The sequence below is a fragment of the Polynucleobacter tropicus genome (assembly GCF_013307225.1).
Classification (GTDB): Bacteria; Pseudomonadota; Gammaproteobacteria; order Burkholderiales; family Burkholderiaceae; genus Polynucleobacter; species Polynucleobacter tropicus.
The window spans coordinates 528567-545604 of sequence record NZ_CP028942.1 but is presented as its reverse complement, the minus strand read 5'-3'; the positions used below and the strand labels follow the sequence as shown (position 1 = coordinate 545604).

Below are 17038 nucleotides of genomic sequence, written 5' to 3'. Positions count from 1 at the left end.
ATTTTTACTTTTTCTTTAGGCCACTATCAGCTTTGCTAGCAATAAACTTATTGCCGCCCTGATTCAATATGAACCGCTGTTTTAATAACTCCACCTCACGATGCTCAGCCATCAACTGAACTTCGGTTTTCCGCTTATCCATCAGCAATCGGCAACTTGCAATGTCATCAATCCAATCGCCTGATTTCATTTCAATAATTGCGGTCTCCAAAATCTCGCGACCGTTCGTCTCGCTCGCTTTAACCCTAACTACGAACAATCGAACATCATCCACATCACGTAAGGTCAACTCAACAAAATAAGTCCTAGCAAATCGGTGATTAACTGCTGTGAGCTTGTATGGATAGTTGTGCAAGGTAAAGTAAATCTGAGTCCCATCATCGAGCGGCATAGGCTCAACCTTCAGATCGGTGATCCCTGCTTGTGCATGCCACTCCAAATCTGTCTGTTGCGCCTCTAAACTCTTTTTTGGAAAAGCACGCGTTTCAAAATAAATTTGATACAGAGTTTCAGGAAGATGCCTTTCATTCGCCAAGTTCTTCAAGACTTCAGCAGTAGAAGTAATGCGCAAACGCTCTGCCATAAGATCCAACTTCATGTTGGCAATTTTTTGATTAATTACCTCTTCAAGTTGATGTGTTTTTTGAAGGCTTGCTACAGCAACTGGCTCTATTGGTTTAGCTTGTTTTTCCTTAACTTCATCTACCACTTTTCCGTAAAAATCACGAATGAAAAAATAGATCAATGCAATGAACATGAGCAAGCTCACGATCATGATCAATTTTCCAGTGGTAAATGACGCGAAGAAATTCATATCAATATCAAACCGAGATTACGCAAATTCGCGAACAAATAAATTACTCATGCCAGCTAGCTCCAAGGTACCAACGATTTAGGCGACCTTGCACGCGGGCATTTTCAATTGCGCTGCGAGTGCTTTCAAACTCTTTAAGAGTTTGCTTTTTAGGCTCATATAACTCACACCCAGCCCGAATACGATCAATGTCTGCGCCTGGGCGAACGTTTTTAATGACTAGGTCAATAGTGGTGGAGCGAGATCTGAGGCGCTCAAAATAGCCGGAGTGCCAATAGCGCCCCACTTCTACTTCCGTAGCCCCCAGACGAATATCTAGCAAGATGCCATGATCCGATATATCAATGACCTTGGTGAGCAATTCTTGTCCAGCACCCAAACAAAGGACAAAATTTAAATCGTCATCCGCAGGTCCAAGAGTTCTAAATTCTTTACGACGTTGAATCAAGATTAAATCTGCTGGCATAGGGCACACCAGATTGCCCTCTTCATTCAATCTCAAGTTGGTGGCTAAAAACTGCATCTTGCCACTTTCGCCGCACATCACCACAATTCGTTGTCCGCCAATCAAACTGGTAAAGCCACCTTCAGGCTTTGTTTCAGGCTTCATCACCAGCAAACCCTTGGCAACATCTAACAGACTTACCGGAATTGCACTCCCTACACCGTCAATGGGATACAAACCAGCAAGTGGTTTTTTATGCAATTCACGCTCAATTGTTTTTTGAATCAATCGAGTATCAACATGAAACTTGGGCTCAATGCTTTGTAGCCCCTCGGGTGGAAAAATATTAAATCTCATATCAATAAATTAAGAACTGCAAACTTGTGAATAAATAATGGATATAGGAGTGCCCTCCGGAACAGGGTCATCGTTTAATTCGAAGCCAGTCTCAGTCTGCAAATTGGGTTTACCCATTGCATTGAGCTCAGAATAATTTACGGTAGCTAAAGTGGAATACGTATTACGAACACAATTAAACAAAATATTCCGCCGGATGGATTGAACTCGCTCGGGTGCAGCGCCAGCTTCTTGTTTTCGATTTGTGATTATCCAAACCTTTTTCCAGTCAGGAGGTAAAGATTTAATTGAGCTTTTGTAATAAGAGACACTGTATTGGCGACCGTCAATAACGGTAACCATATCTTCGTTTACTTGAGCCAATGCAAAACCACTGCCAAATGTGGCAAAAAGCACAACAAAAGTGGTATTTCGGAAAAGGAAGCGGCCCATGCAACTAACCCACATTAAATGGGTCATTATACGGATATCCTGCGTTTATAGCCCTCTAAACGCCATTTAAAACTTTCCAATCCTCCTGTTTTGGAGGCGCTAAAGAGTCGCCTTAAAGCCCATTCTAGACTCTAGAAAATTGGGTGTTGGGTTGGGTGCCTAAGTAATGCCTTAGGGGGCTTAACCATCCTTAGCGACGGAATCAACTTGGGGGATAGATACATTCTCGCCATCAACCACATGCTTCACCCAATAACGGGCAGCAGCAATGTTGGTCGTGTAAAAAGCAATTTTGTTGCTTTTTTCAATGGTGTAGAAACGCTCACCTCGGATTCGATGCTCAGTAATGACAGGATATTCCATAATGTGAAATTCCTCTTTTTTAGTGACAGGGTAACTGTAAACGGACAAATCTTGCTAATTGATTACCTATTTTATACATTCCTAAAGAGATTTATGTACCAATAGCCATCTATATCATTGATTTATATAGACTTTATTTATATGATTGAAAATGTCTACCCAATAAAACAAAAAATATTCATCAGGATGGCCAAAGATAAAGACTACAGAGGTAATTTCCCTTCTCGATTCCTGGTAAAGCATTTCTGACCTCGTTTGGCAATTACACTCATTCTGTGAACCACTGCTTTTTCCCAATCCTCTTTTGCATTCAGTAAGTTATGGCCATCTCACTTAATACCCGAGTCAGCCAGACGGTAAGCCTTACCCCGCAATTACAGCAATCTATCAAGCTTTTGCAACTCTCCAACTCAGAGTTGGAGCAAGAATTAGCCAAGGCGGCTGAAGAAAACCCGCTACTAGAATTTGAACCCAACCCCGAAATTGAATCCAACCACTCTCAATCCAATGAGCGTGTTGAGGTTGCTCAACAGTCTTGGGGAGGCAGTCAAATCTCCCAAGATGATGATGAAGATTGGGGGGAGCGCTATGAGCGTGTCGCTCACAAGCAAACCCTATTGGAATATTTGGATGAACAAATTCATCTTCTGAATATCAACCCAGAAGAGCAATCCTTAATTGCCTATATGGCCGGATGTCTCGATGATCGCGGCTACCTTCCAGAAGACCTTAAGGCCATACACACAGATATTGCATCCCAACTAGCCGAAAATACTTCATTCAAGCACATTGAAAAAGCGCTAGCTAAGTTACAGACACTCGATCCACCTGGAATTGGCGCTCGTGATCTTGCAGAATGCCTTTCCCTTCAGATTGATCGCATTCTAGAAAACGTCAAAGTTGATATTGCCGCATGGGAGTTAGCAAAAGAAATTGTTACATCTCATTTATCAAAGGTGGGCTCTAAGGACTGGCAGAAAATTAAACAGGCTAGCGGCAAATCTGAAGCAGAAGTACTCAAAGCCGTCGAACTCATTCGGACATTGCAACACAATCCAGGCTCTCAATTTGAGCGCGAGAATGATCAATGGATTTTGCCGGATGTCGTCGTCAAAATTAAACAAAATCGCTGGATTGTGGAATCAAACCCCAATGCAAAACCTCGCCTCACTTTAAACAACGAATACGCCAGGATCCTAAAAGAAAATGGGCAAAAGAAAATTGATGGCGCCCTAAAGCAAAAAATGCTGGAAGCCAGTTGGCTAGTAAAAAATATTGCTCAACGTGAAGAAACAATTCAAAGGGTGGCACAAGCAATAGTAGAGAGACAGCAGCAATTTTTCTCGATGGGCGCAATCGGCATGAAACCCTTAGTTCTTCGTGAAATTGCTGAAGAATTGGAAATGCATGAATCGACTATTTCGAGAGTTACAACCCAAAAATACCTAGCATGCCCTTTAGGGATCTTTGAATTCAAATACTTTTTTAGCAGTCAAGTCAGCACAGAAAAAGGCGGGGGGATTTCGTCCACCGCAATACAGGCGCTAATTAAAAAAATTGTTGAGGAAGAATCTGCGAAGAAACCCATTTCCGATACCCAGATTGCGCAACTATTAAGCGAACAAGGTTACATTATCGCGCGACGTACTGTAGCAAAATATCGAGACGTCCTTCGCATTCCACCCGTGCATCTGCGCAAACAATAGTTTTGTGCAACTATGAAACTAGGCAGTAATTTCGATACGGTTTTTGCCTGCTCTTTTGGCCTTGTACATTGCCTGATCTGCGCTCTCAATTAATCCAAGCGCATCCAACTTCTCACGCAAGACTCCGGGCGCAAGGATTGACACGCCAATGCTAGCGCCCAAGAATAATGTGAGTGGCTCATCAGCACTTAATCTCAATGGATGAGAAATTGCATTTAACAAACGGTCAGCCAAATGCTCAACCGATTTTTGGTGATCGATATTTTGCAAAACCACTACGAATTCATCGCCGCCCCAGCGACACAGCAAATCATCCGAACGAATTGAGTTCTGCAAGCGCTGACCCACCAAGCTCAACGCCTGATCACCAATGGCATGTCCATGTTGATCATTAATTTGCTTAAATCCATCGAGGTCAATGAAACACAGCGCCAAGATTGAATCTCGACTACTGGAGCCACCCAAAGCCTGATCCAATCGCTCAAGCAAGCTCGAGCGAACAAGTAAGCCCGTTAACTCATCACGCACTATTTGGGGTTGCGCTGGCCGACCCTCCAATAGCTCTCGCAAAATGTGTCGCTGCAGAGGGGTTAATTGTCTATCTGCATCCGCCTCTAGAACACTGCCATCTTGCATAGATTGATGAGCAAGTTTTTGTAACTGCTCAAAAAGATTCTGGAATTGCTTTAACACTGTGCGCCAATCAGACAGCAATCACTCATTACAGATGATTGCTTTAACGCTTGACTCTATGGTCTCAGGATTTATTGAAATAACGTCAGATTTAGCTTTTTTGAAAAAGACTTCATTCAAAGACTTGGCCTTAACATCAAAATACATATATGAGGTGCGATAGAAAAAGAAATGGTTTTCTTTGCAATCAAGAGCGCCACTTAAACTAAAAAGATTAAATGGCTTCCCATTTGGAGACAATTGGTCTGAGTTGAAGTGCGCCGATACTGTGTACCAAACAAATGGCCCTTCCGTCTTACCCCAGCCAGACAAAAGATATAAAGTGGATTGCGCATTCTTACGCAGCACAATATCTTTATCATTGCTATATTTATGAGCGCCCTTTTGAGCACCCGCTTTTGCTGGGGTTGACTCTTGATGGTCTGACTTAGCATGCACCCCATGCATAACAAATAGAGCCAGCATCAGACTTAAGCAATATTTATTCAAAAATGATGGTTTTGTGAGCAACATTACTTAGCTCCCTCTGCAGCATGGCTACCATGCCATTGTTGAAACGCTGCGGGAGCTAGTGCACCATCTTCAATGCCGTAATACTCAACTTTTCCCCCATAACTAATGGCTGCGTAATATTTGCTACTCTCAGGATCAACCACAAACGCAGCCTCTCCATCGCTACACCCCTGCTTTTTGCAACCAGAGCCCAGAATTTGCTTGCCCACATAAATGATTTGAGCACTATCTTCCATTAGCTCTTGATAAAGCTTGTAATTAGAACCTAGCAAATACGAAAAAATGAATTCTCCATTACCTTGCTGCACGTAATCCAATGAAGAGCCGCCAACCACCAAAGGGATATAAGATGCTTGATCTCTAGTTAGATCTTCAAACTGATTCTTCAAACGGTTTTGGATGGCAACATTTTCCGCCCGCTTGGTCTCTATCGCTTGATATTCCCAAAGCTTGAATGCTGCATAGAGCAAAACCAGCAAAACCAGCAATAGGGCGACGCCCTTCAAAATAAATTTAGCTAAAGCTTTAACTTGAGCCACTATCATCGGCTTTTGATTTCCATGCTGCGGTTAGATTTATTGAGTGTTATGCCACACATAAAGGCATAATTATGTCTAGCACCACTATAAAGCAAATTAATTCAATAAAACCCAATTCCAAACCAAAAGTTAGCTCATTTGTAACGTTTTTACAAAATTAATAAAAAATGTCAGGCGAGCTTATGAAATTTGCCATAATTCCTTTAACTTTTAAAACCCCGTTTACGGCACGAATGACAATACATAGCCTCACCCCCGATTTGGAGCATCCATGGGCAATCTAGACGACGCCATCGCAGAACTAAAGGCGATCAACTTCCGCTTAACTGAAATTAGCGAATCGATTCAAGCTAAAGACCGCAAATCCGAGGAAAGTCTAAACACCATTAGAAAAGATCTTTGGAATATTAAAAATATTGTTGCCGATGAAAATATTCAGAACAAGATTGTTCAAAAGGGTGTTGAAAGAGCATTAGGTAAGGCTGCGATTTACATAGTGGTATCAACTATGATGCTCTACATTGTTGGCAAGTTTTTGCTGTAGTGATTTCTCGGCAATCAAAAGCAAAATCAAACGGACATTAATGCTTTACTGAGCAGACTCTATTTTTTCTATTGAAATAGAGTACTCAACCTTGCCTAAGAACTTGCTCATCCAACTATTCTCAATCAAGTCATTCTGTACTAGATAGGTAACAAGGTAATTTCCTTGACTGGTGATTAGGTTGGCGCGACAAGAGCGCTGATCATTGTTTTGCGAAATCTCTTTAATTCCCTCAAAAGCTAGAGTTCTTGAATTCTGAATTAGAGCCTCATTACTTCTGATATTTTGGTTCAGCAATATTTGCACTCTCTCGTCTTGACACTTGGGAAGATCTCGATAGTGGTAGGTATAAGTTAATGCGCCCGCAATTACTAACAGCAGAAAACCGAACAATAAAATCCATGGAGCTCTTTTTTTAAAGGAGTTCTCTTCTAAAGATTCTTTGAGATGGTGAATCTGATTCTCGGGGATCTGCGTCATCTCAATATCTCCAGGGGGAGTTATGCGCCTTCAGCCTTTGTCATCAACACAACATTGCTAGCTAAATCATCGACCTCGGTTGTAGTCGCTGCAATATTTAAAGTATCTGGAAGCAAGCATTTGAGGTTGCCATTTACCTTAGCGTCAGGATGCACGTTAATTTGTGTATACGTAATATCGCCACAAACAACTGCACCTGGATAAACCTCAACCCTGCCTTTTGCAAGTACAGAGCCGTTAATGCGGCCAATGATAATGGCGTGAGCGCTATGAATATCACCCTCTAAAAAACCCGTTTTGCCAATAACTGCAGTAAATCCATTAGCAGCATCTGGGGCAGCATCATCCTGATGGATATCTCCAACGAGATGGCCAGAGAGCAACATATTGCCTCGATGCGTAAAGTTTCCAGTGACAGAAGACCCAGTACCAACAGTGGTTTGATAAGTTAACTGCGTATCGGCCATCGGGCCTTTTTTTGAGAATTCAAACATCTAGCTACCTCCGAAATACCTTCAGAAAAGTCACTTCACTGCATCGCAACTTCGACTAATTTCATTTGCTTCAATCCCGAACTAGGAGGTCTCACCCTCCAACCCTGATAATACATTTCCACATTGTCCAAATCTTGCGCCGAGATAACAAAGGGCGATACCCCTCTAAAGGAATGGGCGGTATTCGGCTCTAAATCCACCGAAGTGTTTCTGCCCTGACCATCGGCAACACATATAGATTGCTTCACCAAGGTTTTAATATTCACCGCATCCCCCAATTTGGATGGGTTGGGAGATTTATAAATTGGCAGCTGATCATCGCGCACTTGCGGACATTGAATCTGGGATGGTGCTGCATTAGCAACTAATTCAGGCTTTACCGGAGCTTTCTCAGAAACGCCATCTTCAGCGACCGCTTGCTGCGGTTCTTGCGATGCACTCTCGCTAGGAGACTCTTGCTGCTCTACTTTCTTAGCCCCAAAACTATCCACGAATGCTAAGACTGCACTAGAAACTTGAAATTTATTTCCTACGCCATAGAGTGCGCCCATGACAATCAATATGCCTAATGCAAGCCCCAGCTTCTTAAAAGCAAATGGTGTCGAACGCGCAGCGATATAAGGCAGCGATGTTCCTGAGTGGGTGCTTTCATAAATTAAATCATCCAACTGCTCGCCCTCATCAACAACCGTCTTAGACGGGGCGCTGATTTCCGCGGGCTTTGCATCATCCTTGACTGACACACTGTCTTGCGAAGCTTGTGCATCATTTGCATCTGACGAATTTTCCACTTCAGAAACAGGTGTAACCGTCGCAACTATTGCAACTGGTTGCTCAAGGTAATCCGTAGGTGCCAAACCTAGAAACGTCCCAACTCGCTTTGCAGTAGATAGTTTGAGTTGAAAATTGTAGAAAGAGCTGCTGCCCCCCTCCTCTAACTCCAAAATCATTTTGCTAGAAAGGCAGCATTGCGTTGCCAACTCGCCACGCTCCATACCCCTCTTTTCTCTAGCAGCTTTAAGTGCAGAGCCAATAATTTCAGGTAAACGAGTTTGGGTCATAACCAAATTTAATAGTTAAGTGGCGCGGTAAGAAACATGATGCGGGTTATTTGTCTAATTTCTTATAAATATTGTTATTTTGCGCAATATTAGCATCAAATAGCGATCAATCCCCCTAAATTGGCACCTTAACTTTACTTTTAAAGCAAAGATGTCCAAAATTGCGACTACCGCAATCTTAGCTAGTAAATAAAGGTAAAAATCAGATGCAACTGATCTGGATCTCAGGATCTACTTCAACAATGAAGCAAATAAAAATCACGGGTAGGACCTTGATTAAGCTAGCTATTTTGTCGTTCAGCATCTTCATCTTTATTGGCATCGGGATACATTTTCTTGGCTTTAGAGTGGCAATTCGGTTCAGTCCTGAGATGACCAAGGAGATGGGTGGCGTCATTACTCGAAAAGAATTGGATGAAATTGAGGCCACATACCGAGAAAAACTACAGGCTCTGCAACGCCAATTACCACTTATAGAATCAAAAATTATCTCTCTTAGTAAACTAAAGGACCAGTTTTCCGAGCTAGCCACCCCAACACCAATTAAATCTAAACCACAAAATACAGACAATTAATGCACTATATTTGTGCATTAAGGCTTTTAAAAATAAAAATGTGGTTGCGCTCCAATGCGATATGATTTATCAAAATCAACAAATTAGGAAAAAATATGGACAACAATCCAAAAGGCTCACTTTTCGTAGGTGAAGGCGTCGTTGTTAAAGGCACTTTCGAAGTTCCCGAAATGGCAGTAGTAGCAGGCCTCGTTGAGGGCGAACTCAATACCAAAGAAGTATTGGTAGATACCACTGGAATTGTGAATGGAAGAATTAACGCGGAAGTTGTCGAGATTCGTGGCGAAGTAACCCAAGGCTTACACGTTACCAATCACCTCAACATCAAATCTAGCGCAAAAATTACTGGATTAACACAATACGCGGAGATGAGCGTTGAAAAGGGCGCAAAGTTAAGCGGCGAGCTAAGAGTAATTGAGTCTAGTCACTCTCCTGCCTATTCATCTACCCCATCCTACGGATCAAGCTCTGATTACTCAAATAACGAGTAATACCGAAGCATAGAAATACTTCCGCATAAAACCTTTGATTGCTGCTAGATATTTAGCAACTTTCAAAGGGCTTCTCCCCCGTTACGTTTAGCATCGCAAGCATCTGAAAATAGCTTGGGGGGCTCAAATTAAATTCTGAATTATCAAACGCAGTGACTTGTGTCTTATCAATCGCTTTAAATATCTCTGAATCAAAATGAATACCTCTGATTGACTCATCAAGCTTATAGGTATCTTGATTTAGTTTTTCTACCGCACTAAATACTTCCGCCCTGCCATTCTGAATCTTGACAATCCAAACATCAGAGTAACCGGTTGAATCGCGAAATAAAGTCCACCTACCCCAAGTCACATCCTCATTTTGTATGTAGGAATCTTGCTCTAGGACCTTGAGTACGCTACCGCTATATTTGTAGCTAGAGCTCAGCGTTTCATTTAGGCCATCTAAATAAAAGTGGATTTTTGTTTGATCATCAAAACGTATTGGCTTTAATTGTTGAATTTGGATCTCATATTTATAGAGATTTCTCATGCAGGTTTCCACTCTTGCGCCTGTGTTGATATGGGCGTCAGACTGCCTAGCATCAACTGCCTGAGCTTCAGACTTAATTAACGCCTCTTCCGCCTGAGAGTAGATGTTACTAAAAATAAGAAGTGACTCGGGACTACTGCCAAATTTCTTATTCCAATATTTTTCAATTTCTAAACATGCCTCGGAGAGCTGCGCTCGCAATGACTCGTCTTTAGGATACTTGCTTGCGTTGGCCAATAGACTATCCACTAAACGAACTTCCACGCCTCCAGAATTTGTTTTTGCATGCCAAAAACTTTGGAAATCTTCATACTGATGACGTAGTCGATAAAATTTATATACCGTTTCATCAAACAATACCTGCTCCATATACTGAGGAGCGGACGATCCCAAATTAAATAAGGCCATATATTCTTATCTTTTAGCTAAAACACTGAAACCTAATAAAGACTATTCTTAGCGACTTTTTATCTTAGCCCAATTTGCCTGAAATACTGCGGATGAATCAACTATGCCCTCTGGCTCTTCGCCATTTCTAGAAATCATCAATCCATTCAACTTAGCCCCATGTTCAATGCCGAGCTGACCGTAAGTAATATCGCCGCGAACCTCAGCACCTTCATGTAGTTCTACTCGCTCAACCGCATAAATATTTCCCTCTACCCGGCCGGCAACCAATACCCTAAATGCATAAATATCACCTTGCACTACGCCTGTACGCCCCAATGCAATGCTGACATTCTTACCTTGACGCGCTTCGATGTTTCCAATGACGCTACCATCAATGCGCAAGCTTTCATTAGCAACTAATCTTCCATGCACTTCAGTAGCTGGACCAACAATAGTCTCAAAGGACTCCATTGTGGGTTGCAAAAATTTGATTGATTGAGATTTCTTGAACAACATATCTTGATAACTTTCAGTCTCTAAACGGTTCCGTATATCTGAAACGTGACTTAAATCTAGTCAGGGGCATCAATTCTAGCTCCATTTCTCCGCCCAAAAAAGCAGAAAAAATAAAAAGTTAGTAAAAACTAACGTTTTTCAGTCTTTACCTACTCTAAGCGCTAAATTAAATGATATTCGCGCCCATCTGCCTATAGAACTCCTGAATGCTTGATAACCCACGTCTTAACTAACTGAGTCAGAATTAAATAACAGGGAACCAAGAAAATAAGACCAATCCAATATATTTCGGGTAATGGCACCATCTGAAAATAGTGCCCAATAGCAAGATAGGGCAAAAAGACGCCAAGCGTGCAAACGGATAAAGTCATGAGAACCAAAGGCAAGCTAGGCTTGCTCTCTATAAATGGGATCTTGCCTGTACGAATCACATAGACGATTAGTGTTTGGGATAAAAGAGATTCTACAAACCAACCTGTTTGAAATATGGGTGACAACTCTAAAGAATTGGCTTTGACATAAAACCATAGCAATCCAAATGTTAAGTAGTCAAAAATGGAACTAATTGGGCCAATGCAAAAAATAAAACGAGCCAATCCTTTTATATTCCATTCCCGCGGTTGAGATAAGTACTCGGAATCGACTGCATCCGTAGGTACTGCAGTTTGCGAGAAATCGTAGAGCAAATTATTTAACAGTATTTGCACTGGCGCCATTGGTAGGAAGGGTAATAAAGCGCTGGCACCCAGCATGCTGAACATGTTGCCAAAATTGGAACTAGCGGACATCTTCAAATACTTCATGAGATTGCCAAAAACTCGCCGCCCTTCAAGTACGCCTTGATATATAACCAGCAAGCTTTTCTCTAACAAAATGATGTCAGCCGATTCTTTTGCGATATCCACCGCAGAATCTACCGAGATGCTGACATCGGCTGTCTTTAAGGCTGGGCCATCATTAATGCCGTCGCCCATATAGCCAACCACACGGCCTTCACCTCTCAGCAAGCGAATCACCCTAGCCTTTTGTTGAGGCGTCATCTTCGCAAAGATTTGGACATTCATTGCCCTAGCAGCGAGTTGCTCATCACTTAATGCATCTACCTCTGCGCCCAACATCACATCACGAATCGGCAGCCCCACTTCATGACAAACCTTGCGGCTAATGATCTCATTATCACCGGTCAAAATTTTGATTTGCACACCGCTTGCTTGCAAGGATTCAATGGCAGCCTTAGCGGATTCTTTTGGTGGATCTAAAAATGCGACATAGCCCAACAATACTAAATCACTCTCGTCAGTAGTGCTATAGGGCTTTTGTGATGCCGCATCTTCTCGCACCGCGATTGCTATTACCCGAAAGCCATCTTCATTGAGGTCCGCAACAACCGTTTTTAAATTGGCGAGATGTTCTGGTGTTAAGGGGATTTTTTGCCCATTGCTTTCCGCGTACTGACAACAAGAAAAAATCTCCTCCACTGCACCTTTGCAAATCAAAATATCGCGTTCATTATTTTTACGCACCACCACAGATAAGCGTCGACGCTCAAAATCAAATGGAATCTCATCTATCTTTTGATAGGTATTGTCATCATGTAATTTTTCATGAACATCGACATGTTTTAGGATGGCGACATCCATTAAATTCTTAAGCCCTGTTTGATAATGGCTATTGAGATAGGCGTAGTCGAGCACTTGGACGCTATCTTGACCATCAACATCAATATGTTTTTCTAAAATAATCTCGTTTTGCGTCAATGTTCCTGTTTTATCCGTGCAAAGAATATTCATTGCACCCAAATTTTGGACAGCATTTAAGCGCTTGACGATGACTTTTCTCTTTGAGAGTGAGATTGCGCCTTTTGCTAAATTAACTGTAACCAACATTGGCAACATTTCAGGAGCAAGCCCAACGCCAACGGCGATAGCAAAAAGCGCGGCCTCCATCCAATCGCCCTTGATCAAGCCATTGATCAAAAAGACTGTCGGAATCATGAATAACATGATGCGAATCATGAGCCAAGTAAATTGATTAATTCCTTTATCAAAAGTAGATTGCTTTACCTGCTTTGTAGTTTCCTGTGCCAATTGACCGAAGAAACTTCCCTGCCCAGTTCGAACAACTAAGGCACTTCCCATTCCAGAAACCACATAACTTCCCATAAATGCAAGATTGCTCCAATCATAGGGAGAACTTATTTGCGAATTTAAGCAAGTAGATAATTTTTCCGTAGGCAGAGATTCGCCCGTAAGAGAGGCTTGGTTAATAAATAAATCTTTGCTGCTGATCAATCGCACATCGGCCGGGATCATATCGCCAACCGATAGATGAACTACATCTCCAGGCACTAAATCTTTTAAATCAACCTCAAGCTCGACACCATCACGAATAACCTGAGTCTTTGCGCTAACCATTGCAATTAGCTTTTTAGCAGCATTATTTGATTTGTATTCTTGGGTAAATGTCAAAATTGTGGACAAAAAGACCATGATGGCGATCATCAATGCACCGCTATGCTCGCCTGTTAGATAGGAAAGCATAGAAAGAGCTATCAGCAGTAACGAAAGCGGAGAAAGAAAACTACGCAAGAAACGTAATGCAACCCACTCCCCTGTTTCAATAGGTAACTGGTTCTTGCCGTACCGATTGAGGTTGCTACGCCACTGAACCTGGGTTAAGCCTTGCTCGGAAGATTGAAATCGTTGATAAAGCGACTGCAAATCAGCCAAAGCCAATTGCTGAATATCTGAGGGTTGATGCAGGATGCGGTCACTCATCCTTTCATTCTATTCTTAGCTCAGGGCAAGTAAATAGATTGGTGACATCCAATCCATAATGTCCGATAAGCTAGATCATTCATCCCAAGGGAAACGTTCACGGGATAGTTGCTCCATAATTTCTCGCTTGCTAAGCGCCTTTTTGGCTCTATTCGAATCCTGTGCGTTAGATACCTGATCAGTCGCAAGCTCTTTCTGGCTTTCTACGGCCCCACTCTCTTGAGTAGACTGAGCGGGCGTTTTTTGAGAGTTCGCATTTGTCATATGAGTTGATCATACCCCTACCAATGCTTATATGGTTTCTCTGCATCGATATCCGCGCCCAAGGCCCTCATGCTCTTATTGCAATGCGGACACGTCAAGCCATCCCACTCTATTAAGTGGGCGCTTGATGAGCAATGCTTACAAACAGGTATTTTGCTGATTTCAGAATTGATGCTTCCGGGAAGCGCCAAAGTGTATTCATCAATAGTGGAACAGCTCTTACAAACCATTGCCACTTTTGAAGAATATGGCCCAACCTCTTTACCTATGCTGCTAACGCACTCAAACTTGCAAGATCGGCAGGCGAATTTGTATCTTGGCATTGCTCGCCTCCTTATTTGCTTTTTGTCTGAATGGCAACGCGCTTGAGATGCGCATCTTGTATCAGCAGCTGCCGCTCTTGATTAGCTACACCAATAGTGATTTTTCTGGCAATCAAATCCGCATACACAGCATCTATACGCTTGAAGAAATCCTGATAGACAGCCGTCATTTCTGGGTTGACGCCCTCAAGAGCAATTGGCCTACAGGCATTTGCTTCAGCCAAATAGTTCGTTAATGCCTGAGCTTGTTGGTCAGTTAACTTATCGGGTGAGCTAAATAAGCTTTTGGCATGAGGATTGTTTCTGGTAACAGCAATAATCTGGCTGTCCACCAACAAAGCATCAGCACTTTGATTGCTACGAACAATACAAGCGTTGAGGCGCTTTGAAACCGATTCAGAATGAATGGGTGTTGGTGCCTTAGCAACTTGAACTAGATTATTTGCTATTGGGTTGCTCGCACAAGCGGTAAGCATCATTAGCCCTACACAACTGAATATGTATAACTTTTTCATTTGCAGTCTCCGTTCGCCTATTGATAGACGAAATCAGCGCGCCGATTCTCTTTAAACGCTGCTTCAGTTTGTGCCGGATTTACAGGCTTTTCTTTACCGAAGCTCACAGCCTCAAGCTGAGATTCGCTAACACCTTGATTCATGAGAGCCTTTTTGACTGCTTCTGAACGGCGCTGTCCCAATGCTAAGTTATACTCTGCGGTACCCCTATCATCCGTATTGCCTTGAATAATGACAGAAGCTTTTTGCTTTTGAAACGCCTTCAGATATCCCGCATGCGCTGAAATCACTGAAGCATATTTAGGATCAATGGTGTAACTATCGAACTCAAAATAAATCGATCGTTTGCCATAGACGCTAGACTTTGGATCGCTAATAGGGTCATACCCTGATGACCCACCTGCATTGACTGTAGCAACAGAGTTGCTGTCATCTAATTTCACACTACTGCAAGCAGAAGCTAACAAAACGAGTAATGCCAATGACAACACTTTTACGAATTTAAACATGGATATATTTCCCAAACATGGCCACACTTACATGGCGCAACAACATGAATACGGACTCAGCCTCTGAGCTCGTCAGCCTAAATGGATTTAGGTATTTATTTTGGGAGGTTTAAATTCCGCGTCTGGGAAATTTTGAGTGAGAAGTACTTTGTCAGCTACGAAATACTGAATAGATCTTACCTGAGGCTGGCAAATAGCGATTTCAGAATTTGAGATATTGGCTGTGACATGGCTCATCAAGTTCATGGTGTGCACCTTACCATTGTCATCCGATGTATCGCTAGTCTCTGGATTCATTTGCATAGCAACGATACTGCTGTAATCGCCTGCTAATTCCGCGCGTTCAATGGCGGCCTGAACAAAGATACTGGAGGCTGCGACCTTAAATGCAATCAGGAAAAGGCACAGCAATAACGGGAATGTTTTACGACGCAGCAACATGAGGCGAATTCTAAACCCAATTCTCTTGGTTTTACTATTTTTGTCGTTTTCTCTAGCTCAATGCCTACAGTGCATTATTAGTGCATATGTGCTGCATTGCCCATCGGCATTTCTTTCATAGGCACTTCTTGACCATTACCCATCATCTGATGAGGGTTTTGATAACCAAGCAGTCCAGGATCAAGCATGCCAGCAATCATCGCAATATGACCAAATACCAAGAACAAAGCTACACAAATAGCATGAATCTTGAGCTTACTCATTTGATCTAAAGCCTTGTTGACTAAGCCAAGTTCTTGCAATGAAATCCATACCAAAGGTAATCCTGCAATGACGTAACTACCGACAGCAACTATATCAATCGCAGTACGCCACTCACCTGCCTTGGTGATTGGGATGATTGCATTACTAATGATGTAGTAAATGATGCCAATGAAATAGAGACCCACTACTGCTCCAGCAAAGCGATTTAGATAGTAAATCGCACCACCGAACTTTCGAGTAAACAATAAATACAACTCAGTTATTGCCAATGTCTCAGCCAATACAACCGGTATCGCCATAAAGATGATTAAGTTCCAAGGCTGATTAACAGCAAGCAACTCCATATAGTGGGTCATATTCATTATTGAACTCCTTGCGCCTGCTCAAAGGCGCTCATCGCATCTGCTGCATACATGAGTGATGGTCCGCCACCCATATAAATTGCCATTCCCAAGGTTTCAACAACCTCTTGTTTGCTAGCCCCTAATTTTGCTAAAGCCTGAGTATGAAATCCCAAACAACCGTCGCATCTTGCGGCCACACCTAATGCCAAAGCAATTAGCTCCTTGGTCTTTTTATCCAAAACCCCATCTTTCGTTGCGGCAGCTGCTAAATCACTAAACCCCTTCATGACCTCTGGAGCCTCAGCTCTCAACTTGACCAAAGATGAAGAAATATCACGGGTAATTTGTTTATAGTCTTTTGGCATTTAGGCTCTCCATTAAGCAATTATTTGCAGCAACCGCCGCCGCCACAACTAGATCCGGTACCAGTACCGCAAGAATTAATTCCCAAGACTGGATACAAAGGACAGAATCTAAATAGGCCTGTTGCAAGCGGAACGATTCCGACCCAACCCCATATGCCAATCACATTGCTTGCCGCCAAGGCAACCAAGACTAAACCAACAGCAATACGCAAAACACGATCGATACCACCAACATTGCATTTCATATAAACCTCCTATTGATTTCTACGTTTTTATTATTAGCCAAAATTG

25 protein-coding genes are annotated in these 17038 nt (G+C 42.4%); 5 read left to right on the top strand and 20 right to left on the bottom strand.

Annotated features, from left to right (window positions below; genetic code table 11):
• Positions 1 to 4: 4 nt before the first annotated feature.
• From DCO17_RS02935 to DCO17_RS02920, 4 genes are all read right to left on the bottom strand, one after another.
• Complete coding sequence (locus DCO17_RS02935; protein WP_173955315.1) at positions 5 to 814, bottom strand: hypothetical protein; 810 nt, start codon at positions 812 to 814, stop codon at positions 5 to 7.
• A 43-nt stretch (positions 815 to 857) separates the two neighbouring features.
• A complete protein-coding gene (locus tag DCO17_RS02930) occupies positions 858 to 1616 on the bottom strand; it encodes a PilZ domain-containing protein (protein ID WP_173955314.1) in 759 nt (252 codons plus the stop codon).
• A gap of 9 nt (positions 1617 to 1625) precedes the next feature.
• Positions 1626 to 2048, bottom strand: a complete 423-nt coding sequence (locus DCO17_RS02925; protein ID WP_173955313.1) for a surface-adhesin E family protein — start codon at positions 2046 to 2048, stop codon at positions 1626 to 1628.
• Positions 2049 to 2228: 180 nt separating this feature from the next.
• Positions 2229 to 2411, bottom strand: coding sequence for a hypothetical protein (locus DCO17_RS02920; RefSeq protein ID WP_173955312.1), 183 nt, complete (start codon positions 2409 to 2411; stop codon positions 2229 to 2231).
• Positions 2412 to 2731: 320 nt separating this feature from the next.
• Here DCO17_RS02920 and rpoN point away from each other — a divergent pair, with 320 nt between their 5' ends.
• Positions 2732 to 4117, top strand: coding sequence for an RNA polymerase factor sigma-54 (rpoN, locus tag DCO17_RS02915; protein WP_173955311.1), 1386 nt, complete (start codon positions 2732 to 2734; stop codon positions 4115 to 4117).
• An 18-nt stretch (positions 4118 to 4135) separates the two neighbouring features.
• On the opposite strand, the gene DCO17_RS02910 is transcribed toward rpoN, so the two are convergent.
• From DCO17_RS02910 to DCO17_RS02900, 3 genes are read right to left on the bottom strand one after another with little or no spacing between them, the layout of a single operon-like run.
• Positions 4136 to 4810 (bottom strand): GGDEF domain-containing protein, encoded by a 675-nt coding sequence (locus DCO17_RS02910; RefSeq protein ID WP_173955310.1) that lies wholly within the window; start codon positions 4808 to 4810, stop codon positions 4136 to 4138.
• A gap of 21 nt (positions 4811 to 4831) precedes the next feature.
• The gene (locus tag DCO17_RS02905) at positions 4832 to 5323 is read right to left on the bottom strand and encodes a hypothetical protein (RefSeq protein ID WP_173955309.1); all 492 of its coding nucleotides are present in this window, start codon (positions 5321 to 5323) and stop codon (positions 4832 to 4834) included.
• Entirely contained in the window at positions 5323 to 5862 is a 540-nt protein-coding gene (locus tag DCO17_RS02900) for an Ivy family c-type lysozyme inhibitor (protein WP_173955308.1), read from the bottom strand. Before DCO17_RS02900 ends, DCO17_RS02905 begins: the two co-directional genes overlap by 1 nt.
• Positions 5863 to 6133: 271 nt before the next feature.
• Here DCO17_RS02900 and DCO17_RS02895 point away from each other — a divergent pair, with 271 nt between their 5' ends.
• Positions 6134 to 6406 carry a hypothetical protein gene (locus DCO17_RS02895; RefSeq protein ID WP_173955307.1) on the top strand — a complete coding sequence of 91 codons (273 nt, stop codon included), beginning with the start codon at positions 6134 to 6136 and terminating at the stop codon, positions 6404 to 6406.
• 45 nt (positions 6407 to 6451) lie between these two features.
• On the opposite strand, the gene DCO17_RS02890 is transcribed toward DCO17_RS02895, so the two are convergent.
• From DCO17_RS02890 to DCO17_RS02880, 3 genes are read right to left on the bottom strand one after another with little or no spacing between them, the layout of a single operon-like run.
• Positions 6452 to 6886 carry a hypothetical protein gene (locus DCO17_RS02890; RefSeq protein WP_173955306.1) on the bottom strand — a complete coding sequence of 145 codons (435 nt, stop codon included), beginning with the start codon at positions 6884 to 6886 and terminating at the stop codon, positions 6452 to 6454.
• 20 nt (positions 6887 to 6906) lie between these two features.
• On the bottom strand, positions 6907 to 7380 hold the full coding sequence (locus DCO17_RS02885; protein WP_173955305.1) for a bactofilin family protein: 474 nt from the start codon (positions 7378 to 7380) through the stop codon (positions 6907 to 6909).
• Between the two features lie 35 nt (positions 7381 to 7415).
• Positions 7416 to 8441, bottom strand: a complete 1026-nt coding sequence (locus DCO17_RS02880; RefSeq protein WP_173955304.1) for a helix-turn-helix domain-containing protein — start codon at positions 8439 to 8441, stop codon at positions 7416 to 7418.
• 242 nt (positions 8442 to 8683) lie between these two features.
• On the opposite strand from DCO17_RS02880, the gene DCO17_RS02875 reads away from it, so the two are divergent.
• Positions 8684 to 9016, top strand: coding sequence for a hypothetical protein (locus DCO17_RS02875; protein WP_173955303.1), 333 nt, complete (start codon positions 8684 to 8686; stop codon positions 9014 to 9016).
• 95 nt (positions 9017 to 9111) lie between these two features.
• Positions 9112 to 9507, top strand: coding sequence for a bactofilin family protein (locus DCO17_RS02870; protein WP_173955302.1), 396 nt, complete (start codon positions 9112 to 9114; stop codon positions 9505 to 9507).
• 52 nt (positions 9508 to 9559) lie between these two features.
• Here DCO17_RS02870 and DCO17_RS02865 read toward each other — a convergent pair whose 3' ends face one another.
• From DCO17_RS02865 to DCO17_RS02850, 4 genes are all read right to left on the bottom strand, one after another.
• Positions 9560 to 10447, bottom strand: coding sequence for a hypothetical protein (locus DCO17_RS02865; RefSeq protein WP_173955301.1), 888 nt, complete (start codon positions 10445 to 10447; stop codon positions 9560 to 9562).
• 48 nt (positions 10448 to 10495) lie between these two features.
• Positions 10496 to 10945 carry a bactofilin family protein gene (locus tag DCO17_RS02860; protein ID WP_173955300.1) on the bottom strand — a complete coding sequence of 150 codons (450 nt, stop codon included), beginning with the start codon at positions 10943 to 10945 and terminating at the stop codon, positions 10496 to 10498.
• A 191-nt stretch (positions 10946 to 11136) separates the two neighbouring features.
• Positions 11137 to 13722: a magnesium-translocating P-type ATPase gene (gene mgtA / locus DCO17_RS02855; protein ID WP_173955299.1), complete on the bottom strand. Its 2586-nt coding sequence runs from the start codon at positions 13720 to 13722 to the stop codon at positions 11137 to 11139.
• 75 nt (positions 13723 to 13797) lie between these two features.
• Complete coding sequence (locus DCO17_RS02850; RefSeq protein WP_173955298.1) at positions 13798 to 13986, bottom strand: hypothetical protein; 189 nt, start codon at positions 13984 to 13986, stop codon at positions 13798 to 13800.
• 69 nt (positions 13987 to 14055) lie between these two features.
• Here DCO17_RS02850 and DCO17_RS02845 point away from each other — a divergent pair, with 69 nt between their 5' ends.
• Entirely contained in the window at positions 14056 to 14355 is a 300-nt protein-coding gene (locus tag DCO17_RS02845; protein ID WP_173955297.1) for a hypothetical protein, read from the top strand.
• Here DCO17_RS02845 and DCO17_RS02840 read toward each other — a convergent pair.
• The 6 genes from DCO17_RS02840 to DCO17_RS02815 all read right to left on the bottom strand — a co-directional run bounded on the left by DCO17_RS02840 (position 14321) and on the right by DCO17_RS02815 (position 16992).
• Positions 14321 to 14824, bottom strand: a complete 504-nt coding sequence (locus DCO17_RS02840) for a hypothetical protein (RefSeq protein WP_173955296.1) — start codon at positions 14822 to 14824, stop codon at positions 14321 to 14323. The genes DCO17_RS02845 and DCO17_RS02840 overlap by 35 nt on opposite strands.
• A 17-nt stretch (positions 14825 to 14841) precedes the next feature.
• Positions 14842 to 15333 (bottom strand): peptidoglycan-associated lipoprotein Pal, encoded by a 492-nt coding sequence (gene pal, locus DCO17_RS02835; RefSeq protein ID WP_173955295.1) that lies wholly within the window; start codon positions 15331 to 15333, stop codon positions 14842 to 14844.
• A gap of 87 nt (positions 15334 to 15420) precedes the next feature.
• Entirely contained in the window at positions 15421 to 15774 is a 354-nt protein-coding gene (locus DCO17_RS02830) for a hypothetical protein (protein ID WP_173955294.1), read from the bottom strand.
• Between the two features lie 77 nt (positions 15775 to 15851).
• Positions 15852 to 16400, bottom strand: a complete 549-nt coding sequence (locus DCO17_RS02825) for a DUF6803 family protein (protein ID WP_217425438.1) — start codon at positions 16398 to 16400, stop codon at positions 15852 to 15854.
• Entirely contained in the window at positions 16400 to 16747 is a 348-nt protein-coding gene (locus DCO17_RS02820) for a carboxymuconolactone decarboxylase family protein (protein ID WP_173955293.1), read from the bottom strand. Before DCO17_RS02820 ends, DCO17_RS02825 begins: the two co-directional genes overlap by 1 nt.
• Positions 16748 to 16767: 20 nt before the next feature.
• Complete coding sequence (locus DCO17_RS02815; protein ID WP_173955292.1) at positions 16768 to 16992, bottom strand: YgaP family membrane protein; 225 nt, start codon at positions 16990 to 16992, stop codon at positions 16768 to 16770.
• Positions 16993 to 17038: the final 46 nt, after the last annotated feature.